Genomic DNA, 19,171 nt, shown 5'->3' on the forward strand with positions numbered 1-19,171 from the left:
GGCCCCGCACCGGACGGTGCGGGGCCCTTACGCGTGGACCGCCACGCGGCGGTAGCTGCTGCCGTCCCGCTCGCGCACCAGGAGGCCGTCGGAGACGCAGTACCTGCGCAGCGCGGAGGAGTCCTCGTGCACGGTGCGGAACGCGTCGTTGATCTCGCGCTCGCTGTAGGCGCGGTCGGCGTCGAAGAGGGTGTCCGTGAGGTGGACGAGGAGTTCGTGGCGTACGACGGGGCGTACGGGAATGGCGGTCAGGCGGCCGTGCGCGAAGAAACCGGTGAGGCGGCGCGGCACGGTGGGATGGGCGTCCACCGGCGCGGGCGCCCGCCGGAAGACGGCCGGGTCGGCCCGCAGCGATCCGTCGGGCAGCCGCTCCACGAGCCCGTTGGCCAGCAGCCGCCCCAGGTGCTTGCGGGTAGCGGGCGAGTCGGCCTCGCGCGGCGGCAGGTCGTCGAGGACGATGCGCGCGTACAGCCGCAGTCTCTCGGGGTCGGCGAGCGCGGCGAGCAGCTGGTCCATGACGGGGTCCCTCCCGGCGGGTGACAGAGCCGAAGCAGTGTCACCCGCCGGGCGGGGCGCCCGCATCCGATTAACGATCCGTGCGGCTCAACGGCCGCGCAGGTCCCGGTACTTGGCGACGAGGGCCACGGTCGAGCCGTCCAGGCCCGGCACCTCGGCGCCCTCGGTCAGGGCGGGCTCGACGCGCTTGGCGAGGACCTTGCCGAGCTCGACGCCCCACTGGTCGAAGGAGTCGATGTTCCACACGGCGCCCTGGACGAACACCTTGTGTTCGTAGAGCGCGATGAGCTGGCCGAGGACGGAGGGCGTCAGTTCCTTGGCGAGGATCGTCGTCGTCGGGTGGTCGCCCTTGAACGTCTTGTGCGGGACGAGCTCCTCGGGCACACCCTCGGCGCGCACCTCGTCGGGCGTCTTGCCGAACGCCAACGCCTGGGTCTGCGCGAAGAAGTTGGCCATCAGCAGGTCGTGCTGGGCGGCCAGACCGGGTGCCAGGTCGGCGACCGGCTCGGCGAAGCCGATGAAGTCCGCCGGGATCAACTTCGTGCCCTGGTGGATGAGTTGGTAGTAGGCGTGCTGGCCGTTGGTGCCGGGCGTGCCCCAGACGACCGGGCCGGTCTGCCAGTCGACCTGCCTGCCGTCACGGTCCACGGACTTGCCGTTGGACTCCATATCCAGCTGCTGGAGGTAGGCGGTGAACTTGGAGAGGTAGTGCGAGTACGGCAGTACGGCATGCGACTGCGCGTCGTGGAAGTTGCCGTACCAGACGCCCAACAGGCCGAGCAGCAGCGGCACATTGGACTCGGGCGGCGCGGCGCGGAAGTGCTTGTCGACGAGGTGGAAGCCGTCGAGCATCTCGCGGAAGCGGTCGGGCCCGACGGCGATCATCAGGGAGAGGCCGATGGCGGAGTCGAAGGAGTAGCGGCCGCCGACCCAGTCCCAGAACTCGAACATGTTCGCCGTGTCGATGCCGAACTCCGACACCTTCTCGGCGTTGGTCGACAGGGCCACGAAGTGCTTGGCCACGGCGTCCTGACCGGCCTTCAGCTCCGTGAGCAGCCAGTCGCGCGCGGAGGTGGCGTTGGTGATCGTCTCGATGGTGGTGAACGTCTTCGAGGCGATGATGAACAGCGTCTCGGCCGGGTCGAGGTCGCGGACGGCCTCGTGCAGGTCCGCGCCGTCCACGTTCGACACGAAGCGGACGGTGAGGTCGCGGTCGGTGAAGGAGCGCAGCGCCTCATACGCCATCGCGGGGCCGAGGTCGGAGCCGCCGATGCCGACGTTGACGACATTGCGGATGCGCTTGCCGGTGTGGCCGGTCCACTCGCCCGTACGGACCTTCTCCGCGAAGACCGCCATCTTGTCGAGGACGGCGTGGACCTTCGGCACCACGTTCTCGCCGTCGACCCTGATGACGGCGTCCTTCGGGGCGCGCAGCGCGGTGTGCAGGACCGCGCGGTCCTCGGTGGTGTTGATCCTCGCGCCGCGGAACATGGCGTCCCGCAGCCCGAACACGTCGGTCGCGGCGGCCAGCTCACGCAGCAGCCGCAGCGTCTCGTCGGTGACGAGGTGCTTGGAGTAGTCGATGTACAGGTCACCGACCTGGAGGGTGTACGCCGTGCCGCGCGTCGGGTCCGCGGCGAACAGCTCGCGCAGCCGCACCTCCCCGAGCTGCTCGCGGTGGTCGGCGAGCGCCGTCCACTCGGGTGTCCTGTTGAGCCTGCCGCGGCTTTCTGCGTTCATCTCGGACTTCAGCCTTCTCTCGTACCCGCGTACGTACATACCTGTCCCGCTGCGCTTTCCAACCTAATGGATCAGCGGGCGGTATGAGATGTCTGCGGCCATCTGTCCGCACACGTACCGGCAGAAGAAACCGGCCGGACACCTTTTCGGTGCCCGGCCGGTCGCCAAGTCCTAGATCTCGCCCCGCAGTTTGGCGAGCGCCTCCGCGAGAATCGCCTCGCCGTCCGCGTCGCTGCGCCGCTCGCGCACATACGCCAGATGCGTCTTGTACGGCTCGGTGCGCGGCGGGTCCGGCGGGTTGTCCCGGTCCTGACCGGCCGGGAAGCCGCAGCGGGGACAGTCCCACGTATCGGGGACCTGCGCGTCGCTGGCGAAGCTCGGCTGCGTCTCGTGCCCGTTGGAGCACCAGAAGGAGATGCGCAGTCGCGGCGCGGACTCACCGCGCTCGGCCTCGCCCATCGGCCCCGCCCCGACCCGACTTCCTCGGATCGCGTTGCCACTTGCCACGGTCGTAACTCCCTGCGTGATGGTGCTGCTGCGGGCGCCTCAGTTTACGTAAGGCCCAACGCGCGTCCAGTGCGGGGAGTTACACCCCGCCCCGGACGCAAGCCCCATGATAAGCCGCGCACACGAGCTCGCACCGGACAAGCGACCAGTGCCTGGCGTCAGTTGTTCGCCTTCATCAGCAGGCCCAGCGCGACAATGCACGCGAACCACAGCAGACCGACCACGACCGTGATGCGGTCGAGGTTGCGCTCCGCGACGGAGGAGCCGCCGACGGAGGACTGCATGCCGCCGCCGAACATGTCGGAGAGACCGCCGCCCTTGCCCTTGTGCATCAGCACCAGCAGCATCATCAGAGCGCTGAAGACGATCAGGGCGATCGAGAACCCCATAACCACGGCTGGACCAACTTCCTCGGATCTGAATCGACTCTGTATCGACGACGGGGGCCGGAGCCTCGGTGAACGAGGCCGCCCGGCCCCCGCAAGGGTACGACGTATTGCCGCTAGCGCATACTCACTGGTCGCGGAAGCGGACGATCTTGACGAACTCCTCCGCGTCGAGCGCGGCGCCGCCCACAAGGGCACCGTCGACGTCAGGCTGGGCCATGATCGCGGCGACGTTCCCGGACTTCACGGAGCCGCCGTACTGGATGCGCACCTTGTCGGCGAGCTCCTGCGAGTACAGCTCGGCGAGGCGGCCGCGGATCGCGCCGCAGACCTCCTGCGCGTCCTCGGGGGTCGCGACCTCGCCGGTGCCGATCGCCCAGACGGGCTCGTAGGCGATCACGATGGACTCGGCCTGCTCGGCCGGGACGTCCTTGAGGCCGCCGTCGAGCTGGTTCAGCGTGTACTGGACCTGCTGGCCGGCCTTGCGGATGTCCAGGCCCTCGCCGACGCAGAGGATCGGGGTCAGGCCGTGCTTGAACGCGGCCTTCACCTTGGCGTTGCAGATCTGGTCGGTCTCGTTGTGGTACTGACGGCGCTCGGAGTGGCCCACGGCGACGTAGGCGCACTTCAGCTTGGCCAGCATCGGGCCCGAGATCTCGCCGGTGTAGGCGCCGGAGTCGTGCGCCGAGATGTCCTGGGCGCCGTACTTGATCTGCAGCTTGTCGCCGTCGACCAGGGTCTGCACGGAGCGCAGGTCGGTGAAGGGCGGCAGGACGGCGACCTCGCAGGCCTCGTAGTCCTTGTCCGCGAGGGCGAAGGCCAGCTTCTGGACGTGGGCGATGGCCTCGAGGTGGTTGAGGTTCATCTTCCAGTTGCCCGCCATCAGCGGGGTACGCGTAGTCATCAGGTGTCAGTTCTCCAGTGCCGCGAGGCCGGGGAGCGTCTTGCCCTCGAGGTATTCGAGGGAGGCGCCGCCACCGGTGGAAATGTGGCCGAATGCGTCCTCGTCGAAGCCCAGGGTCCGCACGGCGGCGGCGCTGTCGCCCCCGCCGACGACCGTGAAGGCCGAGGTGTCGAGGAGCGCCTGGGCTACCGCCTTGGTGCCCTCGGCGTAGTCGGGGTGCTCGAAGACGCCCATCGGGCCGTTCCAGAAGATGGTGGCCGCGTCGGCGAGCTTCGAGGCGTAGAGCTTACGGGTCTCGGGGCCGATGTCGAGACCCTCCTGGTCGGACGGGATGGCGTCCGCGGCGACCGTCGCGGGGTTGGACGGGGCCTTGGTCTTCAGGTCGGGGAAGGTCGGCGAGATGAGCACGTCGACGGGGAGGACGAACTCGACGCCCTTCTCCTCGGCGCGCTTCAGGTACCCCTTGACCGCCGGGATCTGGTCCTCCTGGAGGAGGGAGATGCCGACCTCGTGGCCCTGCGCCTTGAGGAAGGTGTACGCCATGCCGCCGCCGATGAGGATGCGGTCGGCCTTCTCCAGGAGGTGGTCGATCACGCCGAGCTTGTCGGAGACCTTGGCGCCGCCGAGGACCACGGCGTAGGGCCGCTTGACGTCGTCGGTGAGCTTCTTCAGGACGCCGACCTCGGTGGCGATGAGGTAGCCGGCGTAGTGCGGCAGCTTCGCCGGCAGGTCGTACACGGAGGCGTGCTTGCGGTGCACGGCGCCGAAGCCGTCCCCCACGTACACATCCGCGAGGGCGGCGAGCTGATCGGCGAACTCGCCGCGCTCGGCGTCGTCCTTGCTGGTCTCGCCCGCGTTGAAGCGGAGGTTCTCGATGACGGCGACCTGGCCGGGCTCCAGCCCGTCCACCGCGTCGTGCGCTGCGGGGCCCACGGTGTCCTGCGCGAACGCGACGGGCGCGCCCAGGAGTTCCCCGAGCCGCTCGGCGGCGGGGAGCAGCGAGAAGGCCGGGTCCGGGGCGCCCTTGGGGCGGCCCAGGTGCGAGGCCACGACGACCTTGGCGCCCGCGTCGGCGAGGGCCTTGACGGTCGGCAGGACGGCGCGGATGCGGCCGTCGTCGGTGATGGTGCCGTCGGCGAGCGGCACATTGAGGTCGGCGCGGACGAATACCCGCTTGCCGTTGACCCCTTCGGCGAGAAGTGCGTCGATCGTCTTCACTACTGGACTCCTTGGGAGGGCTGTGACGTGCGACAGGGCCCGTCCGGCGCGGCATCGCGCGGGACGAACCCTGTGCTCACATCGAGGTGCCTGCTCTGGATATTAGAGCTGACCGCCGACGAAGACCGTGAGGTCGACCAGACGGTTGGAGTAGCCCCACTCGTTGTCGTACCAGCCGAGGATCTTCACCGACGTACCCTCCTGGACCATGGTCATCAGGGAGTCGAAGGTGCAGGAGGCCGGGTCGCTGACGATGTCCGAGGACACGATCGGGTCCTCGGTGTAGTACAGGTAACCCTTGAGGTCGCCGTCCTCGGACGCCTTCTTGAACGCGGCGTTGACCTCGTCCTTGGTGACCTCGCGGGAGACCTCGACGACCAGGTCGGTGGCGGAGCCGGTCGGGACCGGGACGCGCATCGAGACGCCGTCGAGCTTGCCCTTGAGCTGCGGCAGGACCAGGGCGGTGGCCTTGGCGGCGCCCGTCGTGGTCGGGATGATGTTCTCGGCGGCGGCACGCGCGCGGCGCAGGTCCTTGTGCGGGAAGTCAAGGATGCGCTGGTCGTTGGTGTACGCGTGGATGGTGGTCATCAGGCCCTTGACGACACCGAAGTTCTCGTCGAGGACCTTCGCCATCGGCGCCACACAGTTGGTGGTGCAGGAGGCGTTGGAGATGACGTGGTGGTTCGCCGGGTCGTACTTGTCCTGGTTGACGCCCATCACGATGGTGATGTCCTCGTCCTTGGCCGGAGCCGAGATGAGGACCTTCTTGGCACCGCCGGTGATGTGCTTCTCGGCGTCGGCCTTCTTCGTGAAGATGCCCGTGGACTCGATCACGATGTCGACGCCGAGGTCGCCCCACGGGATGTCGGCGGGGTTGCGCTCGGACAGCACCTTGATGGTGCGGCCGTCGACGGTGATGGTGTCCTCGGTGTGCGACACCTCGGCCTTGAGGCGGCCCAGGATGGTGTCGTACTTCAGAAGGTGCGCGGTGGTCGCGGTGTCACCCAGGTCGTTGACAGCCACGACTTCGATGTCCGCACCCTGCTCGAGCAGCGCGCGGAAGTAGTTGCGACCGATGCGGCCAAAGCCGTTGATGCCTACGCGGATCGTCACGAAACCGATCTCCTCGTTGGTACGCCGGTTTTAGACGCCGGCGAGTTGTATGGGATGTCCCCGACCGCCTCCGACCCTACCTCTCTGAAGGCCCTGAGGTGACATCGAGAGGGGCCGCAAGCGGCACAAAAGGCCCGTACCCCGGAGTAGGGGTACGGGCCACCGGGACCTTGGTCCCGATTACGCTGTGTCAGCTGCGCAGATGTGCCAGGGAGGCGCCCATAAGAGCGGCCCTTCCGGCCTTTCCGGGGATGTGCTCGAAGCCGAAGCCGAGGAGCACGCTGTCACGCGCTGTGACCGCCGCGTGGGGTCGGTAGAGCTCCCCGGTCCGCGCCCAGTCGCCTGTGATAGTGGGGCTTCCGGCCGGGGTCGCGCCGACGGTCCAGGAGCCGAGTGAGGTCTCGAATCCCTCGGTCTCCTTGACGTCGCCGCCGACGACCAGTTGCGCGTTGTCGGCGAAGAGGCCGCGCCCGCCGCTGGAGGGGTCGGTGACGGCGCTGAGGGAGACCTCGACCTTCTTGCCCGCGTAGGCGCTCAGGTCGAAGGCGACGGGCTGCCAGCCGTCGGAGGAGCCCGTGAAGCTGTTCCAGGAGCCGCTGGTGCCGGTCGCCGTGCAGCCGGCCGCCCCCTGTGTCAGGTAGTGGCGCAGGAAGGGGTGGCCGTTGAGGAAGAACCCGGCGGCGCACTCGGCGGGCACGGTGGCCCGGGAGTTGCCGTTCCGGTCGGGCAGCGTCGTCCAGTCGTCGCTGCCCGGGGTGTGCGCTTCGAGCAGCCCGTGGTCGTAGCCGCTCTCCAGGTTCCAGTTGAGGGCGAGCCGCAGCTCGGGCCCGTCGGCGGCCGAGACGCCGGTCAGGTCGAGGGTGCGGGTGAGCCGCTTGTAGTCCCGGTCGGCGTGGGTGGCCGACGCCATGCCCTGGCCCGCGAAGGGTGCGTACGGGTTGGTGAGGCCGGGGTAGGAGCCCGCCGCCGCGCTCTTGAACTGCGGGAACTGCTGGGGCGGCAGGTTGTCCGAGGTGACGGTGAAGCGACCCGCCTTGTCGAGCGGGTTGCCTTCGGCGGCGCCGAGCGGGGTGTCCACTCCCTTGAGCGCGCCGCTGCCCGCGAAGCTCTTGACGCCGGGTGCGGAGAGACGTTCGTACGCGCCGAGGTAGTACTGCGCGAAGTCGTCGGTGAGTGCCTCCCCCAGGTCGACGTCTCCGCCGGCCCGCTCGCCGGACTCGATGAGCTTGCCGCCCTCGTTGAGGTAGGCCCGCAGGGCGAGTTGGGTGGGTGCGCCGGGGACGGGGCCGCCGGTGTGGTGCACGACCGCGGAGAAGTGCGACAGGACGCCGAGCGGATGCGGTACGCCCTGCTTGGCGACGTCCCAGACGGCGGCGGAGCGCCCGTTGGCCTTCAGGGCGTCGACGTACTTCTGGGTCTGGGTGGCCGGGGCGCCCTCCTCGGCGACGACCAGCGTGCTCGCCCTCGGGCGTTCGGCGACGGTGTACGTGAAGTGCTCGCTGTGCGTGCGGCCCTTCTTGGTGCGGCCGGTGAACCACACCTCCACCTTGTCGCCCACGCGCGCGTCCTCGATCTCCGCGCGGTACTGGTCGAAGTGGAGGTTGTCCTCACCGCCGTAGGTCTCGCCGCCCTTCCATGCCTCGAGGTCCTCATCGTGCGTACGGCCGCCGTTGACGCGGTACTTGAGCTCCTTGTCGCGCACGGACTTGCGGGCGGTCACGGCGACTTCCTGGTCGCCTCCGCGCGCGTACGAGGTGGAGAAGGCGTCCGGGGTGAAGTCCGGGGCCACGACACCGCTGACGGAGACCGGCTGGTCGGGGTGGAGAGCGGTCTCGGCGACGGCGAGCGCGTAGGGGACGTTCTTCGCGAACTCCTGCTGGATCAGCTTCTCGTCGTCGGGGAAGGTGAAGATGGAGGCGCAGTCCTGCGGCCGCCAGGCGTCGTCGGGGTCGATGTTCGAGACGGTCTGGCAGGTGGACATCTCCGGCGTGAACATCGACATGCCGTTGACGTTGCCCGCGTGGCCGTCGGACTCGCCGTTGGTGGTGTAGAGCTCGGAGGAGACCTGCGGGCGGTAGCCGGGGATCGCGGGCTTCTCGGGCGTGCCCGCGAGCGCTTTGTAGAGGACGTCGTCGGGGGTCGGTGTGGCGACCTGCCAGCCCACTCCGTAGAGGATCAGTTCGGCCGCCGAGTGGTAGTTGATGCCGTACTCGAAGCCGATGCGCTTCTGGAAGCGGTCGAGCGCCTTGGTCTCGGGCTCGGACATCGGCCCCGTGCCGCGGTAGGTCTCCGACGAGGGCTTCGGGGACGAGCCCTCGTTGTCGTACCCCCACTTGTAGGCGAAGTTACGGTTGAGGTCGACGCCGTCGCCGGGCGCGATCCTGCCGTCGCCGTCGATGTCGCGGAGGTTCTTGCGCCACTGGCGCTCGCCGTCGGCGGCGTGCGTGAAGTCGTAGCCGTCGGGGTTGGCGGAGAGTACGAACCACAGCTCGGTGGAGTCCACGAGCTTGGTGATCCGCTTGTCCTTGCCGTAGTTGTCGAGGTAGTGGTGCAGCAGGCGGCGGGTCATCTCGGGGGTGATCCACTCGCGCGCGTGCTGGTTGGACAGGTAGAGCGTGGCCGGCTTGGAGCCGTCCTTGGACTTCTTGGCGTTCTTGGAGAGCTTCAGGGCGAGGATGTCCTTGCCCTGGACGGTCTTGCCGATGGAGACGACCTTGGTGAGGCCGGGGTGGGCCTGCCCGGTCCTGACGATCTCCTCCTTGAGCCCGCCCTTTCCGCTGTACGGGCGGTAGACGCCGTCACCCGCGGCCTCGACCCTCTTCCGGGCGGCCGGGGAGATCTTGTGCTCGCTCAACTCGATGCCCTGGCGTTCGACCGCCTTGGCCTGACCCTCGGTCAGATACAGCTCGACACGGCCGGTGCCGTGCTCGGGCGCCTGCCCGGCGAGTTCGTGGGCGTCCTGGCCCGCCTCGATGAGGATCGGTATCTGCTTCTTGGTGACGTCGGCCTGGTAGACGTTCACGGCCGCCGGGTCGTCGGCGGCCGGGGTTTTCGCGGGCCCGCTCGCCTGGGCGTGCGGTGCGGCGGCCAGACCGCCGATGAGCAGTGCGCTCGCGGCGAGGATCGATCTCGCGCTCGCTCTTCGTCTCATGAGCCCCCCTTGCTGTCGTCCGGCACAGATGTGCCGGATGCCAGGCTCGTGACAGTGCATGATCATGTCAATACAGCGGGTGAGGGTGCGCGCGACGGGCATGCGAAAGCCGCCGGTGCCCTGTGGGGCGCCGGCGGCTCGTGGGGCGTGCGGGACGGTCGGACTGCGGTGTTGTCGCTAGACCGCCATGGTGTCGTTGTCCGCTACACCGCCATGTTGTCCGCGAGCTCCTCGGTCAGATTGGACTCCGTGCCCGGGATGCCCAGGTCCTGGGCACGCTTGTCGGCCATGGCGAGCAGACGGCGGATGCGGCCCGCCACGGCGTCCTTGGTCAGCGGCGGGTCGGCGAGCGCGCCCAGCTCCTCCAGGGACGCCTGCTTGTGCTCCATGCGCAGCCGTCCGGCCGCCGCGAGGTGCTCCGGGACCTCCTCGCCGAGGATCTCCAGGGCGCGCTGCACGCGGGCGCCGGCGGCGACGGCCGCGCGGGCCGAGCGGCGCAGGTTCGCGTCGTCGAAGTTGGCCAGGCGGTTGGCGGTGGCGCGCACCTCGCGCCGCATCCGCCGCTCCTCCCAGGCGAGCACCGACTCGTGTGCCCCGAGGCGGGTGAGGAGCGCGCCGATCGCGTCTCCGTCGCGTACGACGACACGGTCCACGCCCCGCACCTCGCGCGCCTTGCCCGCGATCTGCAGCCTGCGCGCGGCGCCGACGAGGGCGAGCGCGGCCTCCGGACCGGGGCAGGTCACCTCCAGGGAGGACGAGCGGCCGGGCTCGGTGAGCGAGCCGTGCGCGAGGAACGCCCCGCGCCAGGCCGCCTCGGCGTCGCAGGTGGCCCCCGAGACCACCTGCGGCGGCAGACCCCGGATCGGACGGCCGCGGCCGTCCACGAGGCCCGTCTGGCGGGCCAGCTGATCGCCGCCGGCGACCACCCGTACGACGTAACGCGAGCCGCGCCGCAGGCCGCCGGGGGCCATCACGATCAGCTCCGAGCTGTGCCCGAAGATCTCCAGGATGTCCCGCTTCAGGCGGCGGGCCGCCATCGCGGTGTCCAGCTCCGCCTCGATCACGATGCGGCCGCTCACCAGGTGAAGGCCGCCCGCGAACCGCAGGATCGCCGAGACCTCCGCCTTCCTGCAGCAGGTCCGGGTGACGGGTAGCCGGGAGATCTCGTCCTTCACCGCTGCCGTCATCGCCATGGGCCGATCCTTCCATGCATCCGAAAAATACGGTCGTACGCGGCTGCCAGGAGCTCCGGATCGTGCCTCGGAGTCCCGTCGGGCCGGGCCACCGGCGCCAGCTCGACCGTGGCACCGAGCCGCTTCGCGGCATCGGTCAGTGACTCACGGTCGGGCACGGCGGCCTCGTCGGCCAGCACCACGTCCAGGGCGAGTTTAGGGGCGTGTCGGGCCAAAACCTCCAAATGACGCTGCGGAGAGAAGCCATCGGTTTCTCCCGGTTGCGGCGCGAGGTTGAGCGGGAGGACCTTGCGGGCCTTCGTCTCGGTGAGCGCGTCGAGCAGTTCGGGAACCAGCAGGTGCGGGATCACCGACGAGAACCAGGAGCCCGGGCCGAGCACCACCCAGTCCGCGTCGAGGACGGCGGCGACCGCCTCGGGGACGGCCGGCGGGTCGTGCGGCACGACGTGCACGGACTGGACCTCGCCCGGGGTGAGGGCCACCGTGGCCTGGCCGCGGACGGTGTCCACGTCGTCGGGGCGGCCCGGGTCGTGGCCCTTGACCAGGGCCTGGAGCTCCAGCGGCACGGCGGACATGGGCAGCACCCGGCCCTGCGCGCCGAGCAGGCGGCCCACCAGGTCCAGGGCCTGGACGTGGTCGCCGAGCTGCTCCCACAGGGCGACGATCAGCAGATTGCCGACCGCGTGCTCGTGCAGGTCGCCGCGGGACTGGAAGCGGTGCTGGATGACGCGGGCCCAGGTCTGGCCCCAGTCGTCGTCGCCGCAGAGCGCGGCGAGCGCCTTGCGCAGGTCGCCGGGCGGCAGTACTCCCAGCTCGTCACGGAGGCGGCCGCTGGAGCCGCCGTCGTCGGCGACGGTGACGACGGCGGTGAGGTCACCGGCGCCGGTGATGCGGCGCAGCGCGGCGAGCGAGGCGGACAGGCCCATGCCCCCGCCGAGCGCGACCACCTTCGGCTGGTTGCCCCGCTTGCGGCCCAGCCGGGTCAGGCGGACGGTCCGGCGGCTCTGCTTCACTCGCGCCCCATGTCCCGGTGGACGATGACGGTCTCCACACCCTCGGACGCCAGGCGCGCCCCGAGCTTCTCCGACATGGCCACCGAGCGGTGCTTGCCGCCCGTGCAGCCGACCGCGATCGTCACGTAGCGCTTGCCCTCGCGGCGGTAGCCCGCGGCGATGAGCTGGAGCATTTCCGCGTACCGGTCGAGGAACTCCTTGGCGCCGGGCTGGTTGAAGACGTACGCCGCCACCTCCTCGTTGAGGCCGGTGTACTGGCGCAGCTCCGGGACCCAGTGGGGGTTGGGCAGGAAGCGCATGTCCACGACCAGGTCGGCGTCGACCGGCAGGCCGTACTTGAAGCCGAAGGACATGACGGTGGCCCGCAGCTCGGGCTCCTCCTCGCCCGCGAACGAGGCGTCCATCTTGGCGCGCAGCTCGTGCACGTTCAGGCTGGAGGTGTCGATGACCAGGTCGGCGTCGCCGCGCAGCTCGCGCAGCAGGTCGCGCTCGGCCGCGATGCCGTCGACGATGCGGCCGTCGCCCTGCAGCGGATGCGGGCGGCGGACCGACTCGAAGCGGCGGACCAGGGCGTCGTCGGAGGACTCCAGGAAGACGATGCGCCGCGTGACGTTCTTGGACTCCAGCTCGGCGAGGGACTCGCGGAGGTTGTCGAAGAAGCGCCGGCCGCGCACGTCGACGACGACCGCGATGCGCGCGACGTTGCCCTGCGAGCGGGCGCCGAGCTCCACCATGGTGGGAATCAGCGCGGGCGGCAGGTTGTCGACCACGAACCAGCCGAGGTCCTCCAGGCACTTGGCGGCCGTACTGCGTCCGGCGCCCGACATGCCGGAGATGATCACCAGCTCTGGGATCGCCGCGTCGGGGACCCCTGGCGTCTCGATGGGCGTGCCCGCACTCACTTGCTCTCCACCTTCGTCGTGCTCGCTCATGTCTCCTGCCCCCGTCGTTCCTCTGAGGTGCCCGCGGTCACGGGCTCCTCGTCTTCCATGATCTCTCCCGTCGCCATGTTCACGGCGGGTGCGGCGGGTGCCGCCCGGGCGAAGGCCACCACGATGGCCTCGGCCGTCTTGCGGCCTATGCCCGGAACCTCGCAGATCTGGTCGATTGTCGCGGATCGGAGCCTCTTCACCGAACCGAAGTGTTTGATCAGTGTCCGTTTGCGGGCGTCGCCGAGGCCCGGCACGTCGTCCAGCGGGCCCGCCTTGAAGCGCTTGGCCCGCTTGGCGCGCTGGTAGGTGATGGCGAAGCGGTGCGCCTCGTCACGTACGCGCTGGAGGAGATAGAGCCCCTCGCTGGTGCGCGGCAGGATGACCGGGTCCTCCTCGGTGGGGACCCAGACCTCCTCCAGGCGCTTGGCCAGACCGCAGACCGCGATGTCATCGATGCCCAGCTCGTCCAGGGCCCGCTTGGCGGCCGCGACCTGCGGCCGGCCGCCGTCCACGACGACGAGCTGCGGGGGGTACGCGAACCGCTTGGGCCGCCCGTCCTCCTCGGTCAGGCCGCTCGCGGGAACCTCGCCGTTCGCCTCGCCGGTGTCCGCGGCGTCCTCCGGGGACCACTCCCCCGTGCGCTCCTTGTCGGCGATGTAGCGCTTGAAGCGGCGGGTGATCACCTCATGCATGGAGCGGACGTCGTCCTGCCCCTCGAAGCCCTTGATCTGGAAGCGGCGGTACTCGCTCTTCCGGGCGAGGCCGTCCTCGAAGACGACCATCGACGCCACGACGTCGTCGCCCTGGAGATGCGAGATGTCGTAGCACTCGATGCGCAGCGGCGCGCTGTCCAGCTCCAGGGCGGCGGCGATCTCCTCCAGGGCGCGGGAGCGGGTGGTGAGGTCGGAGGCGCGCTTGGTCTTGTGCAGGACCAGCGACTGCTGGGCGTTCCGCGCGACCGTCTCCATCAGGGCCTTCTTGTCGCCGCGCTGCGGGATGCGCAGCGAGACGCCCGCGCCGCGGCGCTCGGTCAGCCACTCCTGGACCGGCTCCACGGGGTCGGGCAGCGCGGGGACCAGCACCTCCTTGGGCACCGCGTCGCCGCTCTCCTCTCCGTAGAGCTGCTGGAGCGCGTGCTCGACGAGGTCGCCGCTGGTGACGGCCTCCACTTTGTCGGTGACCCAGCCGCGCTGGCCGCGCACGCGTCCGCCCCGGACGTGGAAGATCTGGACGGCGGCCTCCAGCTCGTCCTCGGCGAGGGCGATGAGGTCCGCGTCGGTGGCGTCGGCGAGGACGACGGCGCTCTTCTCCATCGCCTTCTTGAGGGCGTCGATGTCGTCGCGCAGGCGGGCCGCGCGCTCGTACTCCATCTCCTCGGCCGCGTCCGCCATCTGGCGCTCCAGGCGGCGGATGTACGTGCCCGTGCGGCCCGCCATGAAGTCGCAGAAGTCCTCGGCCAGTTCGCGGTGGACCTCGGGTGTGACGCGCTCCACGCAGGGCGCCGAGCACTTGCCGATGTAGCCGAGCAGGCAGGGGCGGCCGGTGCGAGTGGCGTTCTTGAAGACGCCCGCGGAGCACGTGCGGACCGGGAAGGCGCGCAGGAGGAGGTCGACGGTGTCGCGGATCGCCCACGCGTGGCCGTACGGGCCGAAGTAGCGCACGCCCTTCTTCTTCTGGCCGCGCATCACCTGCACGCGCGGGAACTGCTCGTTCATCGTCACCGCGAGGTAGGGGTAGCTCTTGTCGTCGCGGTACTTGACGTTGAACCGGGGGTCGAACTCCTTGATCCAGGTGTACTCCAGCTGCAGCGCCTCGACCTCGGTGGTCACCACCGTCCACTCGACGGAGGCGGCGGTCGTCACCATGGAGCGGGTGCGGGGGTGCAGATTCGCCAGGTCCTGGAAGTAGCTGGCCAGGCGCTGGCGCAGGCTCTTGGCCTTCCCGACGTAGATCACCCGGCGGTGCTCGTCGCGGAATTTGTAGACCCCCGGGGCGTCGGGGATCTGTCCCGGCTTGGGGCGGTAGCTGGAAGGGTCGGCCATGTCGGACAGCCTACTGGCGTGCGCTGACAGTCCGGGTGGGCGTAGGGATCGGCGTACGACTCGGCACACGGAACGGCGGCGCGGTGTACGACTCGGCACACGGAACGGCGGCCGGCGTCCCGGCCGCCGTTCCCCCGGGGTCAGCCCCGCTGCCGGGTGGCGCGGCGCCGGGCGAGCGCCGCCCCGGAGATGCCGAGGGCGACCAGGGCGCCCGCGCCGGCCAGCGAGGAGGCGACCGTGGCCGGGCCCTCTTCGTCGGAGGGCTGCCCGGGCTCGGGTGCGTCGTAGCCGCCCGCCTTGCCCGACTTCTCGTACGCGGAACCGGGCAGCTTGTCGCCGTACGCCTTCTGGACGCGCTTGCGGTAGGCGGCGAGCGAGGTGCCGTCGGCGCCCACGGCGCGCACCGCGTCCTTGTCGAGCGGCAGCACGCGCGCGTGGCCCCGCACGTACCAGGCGTTGATCTGCGGCTCGTGGAAGACGGTGCCTCCGGGGAGCTTGTCGGCGCCCACGCGCGCGTAGTGGGTCTCGTCGTCGCCTGTGGCGATGTTCACGACCTGCCACGAACCGCCCCGCTCGACGGTCCAGAGGGAGGCCTCCTGGCCGTCGGAGGAGACCGCCTTGCTGGCGAGGAACTCCAGGCGGGCGACCGGAGCGCCCTTCTTGCCCGCGACGAACTCCGGGGAGAGGTAGTACACGGGCACGGCCCCGCCCTCGACGCGCGGGTCGGCCGCGGCCTTGCTGACCGCGCCTTCCCGGGAGAAGAAGCGGGAGAGGGTGTCCAGGGTCTTCGGCGCCTTCGCCGCCTTGTGCGCGGCGGCGCGGGAGGCCGCGGAGGGGGCCGCGGGACCGGAGTCGGCGGAGGCGGCCGGGGCCGCCAGGCCCAGGAGCAGGGTGACGGCCGAACCGGCGAGCGCGGCCTTGGCCAGGTGGCGGGTCATCGCTCTCACGCCCCTATCCGGTAGAGCGAGTGGGTCCAGGAGAAGGTGTTGTTGTCGACGTACCAGGCGTGCGAGGCCCAGTTGTAGCGGTCGCTGGAGGGCCAGGGGTCGCCCCAGTAGACCCAGCTGTTGGCGTCGTCGTAGCCGTAGAGGACGTGCATGTGGCCGCCGCCGTTGGACCACTGGATGCGGGTCTCGACCGGGCGGCCCGCGTTGATCTCGGACTGCACGGTGGAGTAGCGGAGCCAGCCGGTGACGTACGAGCCGGGGTTGACGCCCGCCCAGCGCAGGCCGCTCTGCACATTGCCGAGCGTGGCCTGGTTGTTGGGGCACTCGGTGTTCTGGTTGCGCCCGAAGGCGGCGTTGCAGAACTGGTTCTGGCTGTAGTTGCGGCCCAAGAAGGCCGCGATGGTGTTGCCGCCCGCGGCCCAGCACCAGTTGGTCTTCTGCTGCGCCTGCATGGTGATGTTCAGGCGCTTGGCGGCGAGGACGGACGGGCCGGCGGCGGATGTGCCGCTCGCCTCGAGGGCGGTGGGCGCGGCGGACGTGACGGGGGCGGGGGCGGGAGCCGCCGTGGCCGTGGGCGCGGCGAGAAGTGCCGCGGCGACGACGGCGAGGGCGGACAGACGTCTGCGTCTGCCTGTGCCGCTGCTCTTGCTGATCGGTGGGCGCATCGCGTTCCTCCCGAGCGGGATGTGGGGTGTGGAGGAGCGCGTCCGGACGCTGCGATTGAGCATCGAGTGTTGTCGAGTGCAGGTCAACACGCTTCAATGCGGAATTAATTCGGCGTGAACGGCGGCGTACGGATGTGAACAGGCGCCGTACGCCGACCTGGCAGCCCGCTCCCACCGGCGCGAACGCCGGAGCGGCAGAAGTGAACGTTCACAGGAAGGGGCCCCGCATGCGGCACGGCTCACGGTTCGCACAGGGCGCACCCGCGGGAGACGAGGACCGGTCGACGACCGGCGCCGACCTGGCGGAGCTGACGGCCGCCCTGCGCACCGGCCCCTTCCACATCGCGCTGCGCACCGCGATCGCCACCCGGCGGCTGCCGCTGCAGCGGGTGCGGCACCACCTGGCCCAGCACGGCATCAACGTCGGCGTGACCAGCCTCAGTTACTGGCAGCAGGGCGCCCGGCGCCCCCAGCGCGCCGAGTCGCTGCGCGCCGTACGCGCCCTGGAGGAGATCCTTCAGCTCCCCGAGGAGTCGCTGGTCCGGCTCCTGGCCCACCCCTTCGAGCGCGCCGACGGGGAGCGGCCCGCCGCCCGTTCGTACCGCTCCCTGGTGGAGGCCGCGGACGTGCTGCGCGCGCTCCTCGCCGAGCTGGGCTCGCCGGTCGACGGCGGGCTGCACACCATCGGCCACCTCGAGCGGGTGCGGATCGGCGCGCGCCGGGAGCTGGTCGGCCGCGAGTCGCAGCACGTCGTACGCGCCCACCGGGACGGTGTGGACCGCTACGTGGCCATCTACTACGGCGACCCGGGCTGCGCCCCCGACCGGGTGCGCGTACGGGCACTGGAGAACTGCCGCACGGGGCGCGTGCGGTGGCACGCGAGGACGGGGGTCCTGGTCGCCGAACTGCTCTTCGACGCACGGCTGCGGGCGGGCGACACGCATCTGTTCGGTTACGGCTTCGAGGACGGCACGGCGGGCACGGCCACCGAGTACGTGCGCGGCTTCACCTACGCGGGCGGCCAGTACGCGCTGCAGATCCGCTTCGACGGCGCGGCTCTGCCCGTACGCTGCCACCGCTTCGCCCAGCAGTCGGCCGCGGCCCCGCGCGGCGGTCGGCAGGAGCTGACGCTGAGCGGCAGCCACCGCTCGGTGCATCTGGTGGAGCCACAGGTACGGGCGGGGCTGCTGGGCATCGCGTGGGATTGGGAGTGAGGATCTCCGGAGGACTGCCGCGCGCTCCCGGCGGAAGAAGCTAAGCCGTCCCCTCCGGACCCGCGATGATCTTTCCGTTCTCCACCTTCACCGGCAGCTCGGGCAGCGGGTCGACGGCCGGCTCGTGCAGCACCTTGCCGTTCGTGGCGTCGAACTGGCTGCCGTGGCACTGGCAGATGAGCTTGTGCCCCTCCAGCTTGTTGATCGGGCAGCGCGCGTGCGTGCAGATCGTGCTGTACGCCTTGTACTCGTCGTCGGAGATCCGGCTGACGACCACGTTCTGGTCCGTGTACAGCTTCGAGGCGCCCACCTTCACGTCGTCGGACCTCCCGAGGTCCACCGGCGCGGTCGGCGCCGACCGGTTCGAACCGCCGTCACCCGAGGAGCAGGCGGTGAGGCCGAGCCCGACGGCCGGGGCGAGAGCGGCGGCCCGCAGCACGGTGCGGCGGGCGGGGGACGTGCCGGGCATGGTGTCTCCACAGGTCAGGGGCGTCGGTGACGGACCAGACGATACCGGCGCGGGGCGCTGGGACCGGGTCCGGCACGGACGTGCCCGAGTGCTGCCCGCATCCGGTCGGAGGGCCGCGCACCGCCTAGCCTGAGCGGGACGCCGGGCGCGTGCCGCGCGGCCCGAGCCGAGCCGAGGCTGCGCGGCGCAGCGCAGTGTCTGAGAGGAACCGCCCGTGATAGTCGTCGCAGGAGAGGCCCTGATCGACCTCGTGCCGCAGGAGCCGGACCGGGGAGCCGGGCTGCCGGCGCTCGCGCCGCGCCTCGGCGGCGGCCCGTACAACACCGCCGTGGCGCTCGGCCGCCTCGGCTCGCCCGTCGCCTTCTGCTCGCGTGTGTCGCGGGACGCGTTCGGCGAGGCGCTGCTCGGCGGGCTGCGGGCCGCGGGTGTCGACCTCTCGTACGTCCAGCGCGGCCCCGAGCCGACGACGCTCGCCGTCGCCTCGATCGGCGCGGACGGCTCCGCCGGGTACTCCTTCTACGTAGAGGGCACGGCCGACCGCCTCTTCGCCGCGCCCGAGCACCTGCCCGACGGCGTACGGGCGATGTCGTTCGGCACCTGCTCGCTGGTGCTTGAGCCGGGCGCGAGCGCGTACGAGGAGATGCTGCGCCGGGCGGCGCGGCGCGGAGTCTTCACGACGCTCGACCCGAACATCCGTTCGGCGCTCATCCCCGATGCGGACGCGTACCGCGCACGGTTCAAGAGCTGGCTTCCCTCGGTCTCGCTGCTCAAGCTCTCGCAGGAGGATGCCGACTGGCTCGGCGGCACCCCACGGGAGTGGCTGGCGTCCGGCCCCTCGGCCGTGGTGGTCACCCGCGGCGGCGACGGCCTGTGGCTGTACACGCGGGACGGCACGGAGCTGCGCGTACCCGGCGAACCGGTCGACGTCGTGGACACGATCGGCGCGGGCGACACCGTCAACGCGGCGTTGCTGCATGGCCTCGCGGCACGTGACGCACTCTCGACAGACGCGTCGGCGACCCTGAACTCCGAAACCTGGACGGACGTACTCCGCTTCGCCGCCCGCGCGGCGGCAACCACCTGCTCCCGACCGGGCGCGGAGCCTCCGTACGCGTCGGAACTCCACTAGCCCCGACACCGGCTCCCCTTTCCGCTCCGGAC

General features: G+C 70.6%; 17 protein-coding genes. 2 read left to right on the forward strand and 15 right to left on the reverse strand.

Annotated features, from left to right (window positions below):
• Positions 1–27 precede the first annotated feature (27 nt).
• From ACWDVB_RS22490 to ACWDVB_RS22555, 14 genes are all read right to left on the reverse strand, one after another.
• Positions 28–309: a DUF2087 domain-containing protein gene (locus ACWDVB_RS22490; protein WP_451516919.1), complete on the reverse strand. Its 282-nt coding sequence runs from the start codon at positions 307–309 to the stop codon at positions 28–30.
• A 294-nt stretch (positions 310–603) separates the two neighbouring features.
• Entirely contained in the window at positions 604–2,256 is a 1,653-nt protein-coding gene (gene pgi, locus ACWDVB_RS22495; RefSeq protein WP_451516879.1) for a glucose-6-phosphate isomerase, read from the reverse strand.
• A 171-nt stretch (positions 2,257–2,427) separates the two neighbouring features.
• On the reverse strand, positions 2,428–2,763 hold the full coding sequence (locus ACWDVB_RS22500; RefSeq protein ID WP_003957010.1) for an RNA polymerase-binding protein RbpA: 336 nt from the start codon (positions 2,761–2,763) through the stop codon (positions 2,428–2,430).
• Between the two features lie 158 nt (positions 2,764–2,921).
• Positions 2,922–3,152, reverse strand: coding sequence for a preprotein translocase subunit SecG (gene secG / locus ACWDVB_RS22505; RefSeq protein ID WP_030784160.1), 231 nt, complete (start codon positions 3,150–3,152; stop codon positions 2,922–2,924).
• Positions 3,153–3,276: 124 nt separating this feature from the next.
• Positions 3,277–4,053, reverse strand: coding sequence for a triose-phosphate isomerase (gene tpiA / locus ACWDVB_RS22510; RefSeq protein ID WP_451516878.1), 777 nt, complete (start codon positions 4,051–4,053; stop codon positions 3,277–3,279).
• A gap of 6 nt (positions 4,054–4,059) precedes the next feature.
• Entirely contained in the window at positions 4,060–5,271 is a 1,212-nt protein-coding gene (locus ACWDVB_RS22515; protein ID WP_451516877.1) for a phosphoglycerate kinase, read from the reverse strand.
• Positions 5,272–5,373: 102 nt separating this feature from the next.
• Positions 5,374–6,384, reverse strand: a complete 1,011-nt coding sequence (gap, locus tag ACWDVB_RS22520) for a type I glyceraldehyde-3-phosphate dehydrogenase (RefSeq protein ID WP_451516876.1) — start codon at positions 6,382–6,384, stop codon at positions 5,374–5,376.
• 190 nt (positions 6,385–6,574) lie between these two features.
• Positions 6,575–9,535: a M14 family zinc carboxypeptidase gene (locus tag ACWDVB_RS22525; protein ID WP_451516875.1), complete on the reverse strand. Its 2,961-nt coding sequence runs from the start codon at positions 9,533–9,535 to the stop codon at positions 6,575–6,577.
• A 203-nt stretch (positions 9,536–9,738) separates the two neighbouring features.
• A complete protein-coding gene (gene whiA, locus ACWDVB_RS22530; protein WP_451516874.1) occupies positions 9,739–10,728 on the reverse strand; it encodes a DNA-binding protein WhiA in 990 nt (329 codons plus the stop codon).
• Complete coding sequence (locus ACWDVB_RS22535) at positions 10,719–11,741, reverse strand: gluconeogenesis factor YvcK family protein (RefSeq protein WP_451516873.1); 1,023 nt, start codon at positions 11,739–11,741, stop codon at positions 10,719–10,721. Before ACWDVB_RS22535 ends, whiA begins: the two co-directional genes overlap by 10 nt.
• A complete protein-coding gene (gene rapZ / locus ACWDVB_RS22540) occupies positions 11,738–12,673 on the reverse strand; it encodes an RNase adapter RapZ (protein ID WP_451516872.1) in 936 nt (311 codons plus the stop codon). The genes ACWDVB_RS22535 and rapZ overlap by 4 nt, the downstream gene beginning before the upstream one ends.
• Positions 12,670–14,715: an excinuclease ABC subunit UvrC gene (uvrC, locus tag ACWDVB_RS22545; RefSeq protein WP_451516871.1), complete on the reverse strand. Its 2,046-nt coding sequence runs from the start codon at positions 14,713–14,715 to the stop codon at positions 12,670–12,672. The genes rapZ and uvrC overlap by 4 nt, the downstream gene beginning before the upstream one ends.
• Before the next feature lie 140 nt (positions 14,716–14,855).
• On the reverse strand, positions 14,856–15,653 hold the full coding sequence (locus tag ACWDVB_RS22550; RefSeq protein WP_451516870.1) for a hypothetical protein: 798 nt from the start codon (positions 15,651–15,653) through the stop codon (positions 14,856–14,858).
• Positions 15,654–15,658: 5 nt separating this feature from the next.
• Entirely contained in the window at positions 15,659–16,327 is a 669-nt protein-coding gene (locus ACWDVB_RS22555; protein ID WP_451516869.1) for a papain-like cysteine protease family protein, read from the reverse strand.
• A gap of 227 nt (positions 16,328–16,554) precedes the next feature.
• Here ACWDVB_RS22555 and ACWDVB_RS22560 point away from each other — a divergent pair, with 227 nt between their 5' ends.
• Complete coding sequence (locus ACWDVB_RS22560) at positions 16,555–17,541, forward strand: hypothetical protein (RefSeq protein WP_451516868.1); 987 nt, start codon at positions 16,555–16,557, stop codon at positions 17,539–17,541.
• A gap of 40 nt (positions 17,542–17,581) precedes the next feature.
• On the opposite strand, the gene ACWDVB_RS22565 is transcribed toward ACWDVB_RS22560, so the two are convergent.
• Complete coding sequence (locus tag ACWDVB_RS22565) at positions 17,582–18,010, reverse strand: Rieske 2Fe-2S domain-containing protein (protein WP_451516867.1); 429 nt, start codon at positions 18,008–18,010, stop codon at positions 17,582–17,584.
• 214 nt (positions 18,011–18,224) lie between these two features.
• Here ACWDVB_RS22565 and ACWDVB_RS22570 point away from each other — a divergent pair, with 214 nt between their 5' ends.
• Complete coding sequence (locus tag ACWDVB_RS22570; RefSeq protein WP_451516866.1) at positions 18,225–19,139, forward strand: carbohydrate kinase family protein; 915 nt, start codon at positions 18,225–18,227, stop codon at positions 19,137–19,139.
• Positions 19,140–19,171: the final 32 nt, after the last annotated feature.

The sequence above is a fragment of the Streptomyces sp. NPDC003379 genome, assembly GCF_053589195.1.

Coding starts and splice junctions, on each gene's coding strand:
- pgi (WP_451516879.1), bottom strand. CDS start 2,256: ATGAACGCAGAAAGCCGCGGCAGGCTCAACAGGACACCCGAGTGGACG.
- secG (WP_030784160.1), bottom strand. CDS start 3,152: ATGGGGTTCTCGATCGCCCTGATCGTCTTCAGCGCTCTGATGATGCTG.
- tpiA (WP_451516878.1), bottom strand. CDS start 4,053: ATGACTACGCGTACCCCGCTGATGGCGGGCAACTGGAAGATGAACCTC.
- ACWDVB_RS22525 (WP_451516875.1), bottom strand. CDS start 9,535: ATGAGACGAAGAGCGAGCGCGAGATCGATCCTCGCCGCGAGCGCACTG.
- whiA (WP_451516874.1), bottom strand. CDS start 10,728: ATGGCGATGACGGCAGCGGTGAAGGACGAGATCTCCCGGCTACCCGTC.
- rapZ (WP_451516872.1), bottom strand. CDS start 12,673: ATGAGCGAGCACGACGAAGGTGGAGAGCAAGTGAGTGCGGGCACGCCC.
- uvrC (WP_451516871.1), bottom strand. CDS start 14,715: ATGGCCGACCCTTCCAGCTACCGCCCCAAGCCGGGACAGATCCCCGAC.
- ACWDVB_RS22550 (WP_451516870.1), bottom strand. CDS start 15,653: ATGACCCGCCACCTGGCCAAGGCCGCGCTCGCCGGTTCGGCCGTCACC.
- ACWDVB_RS22555 (WP_451516869.1), bottom strand. CDS start 16,327: ATGCGCCCACCGATCAGCAAGAGCAGCGGCACAGGCAGACGCAGACGT.
- ACWDVB_RS22560 (WP_451516868.1), top strand. CDS start 16,555: ATGCGGCACGGCTCACGGTTCGCACAGGGCGCACCCGCGGGAGACGAG.
- ACWDVB_RS22565 (WP_451516867.1), bottom strand. CDS start 18,010: ATGCCCGGCACGTCCCCCGCCCGCCGCACCGTGCTGCGGGCCGCCGCT.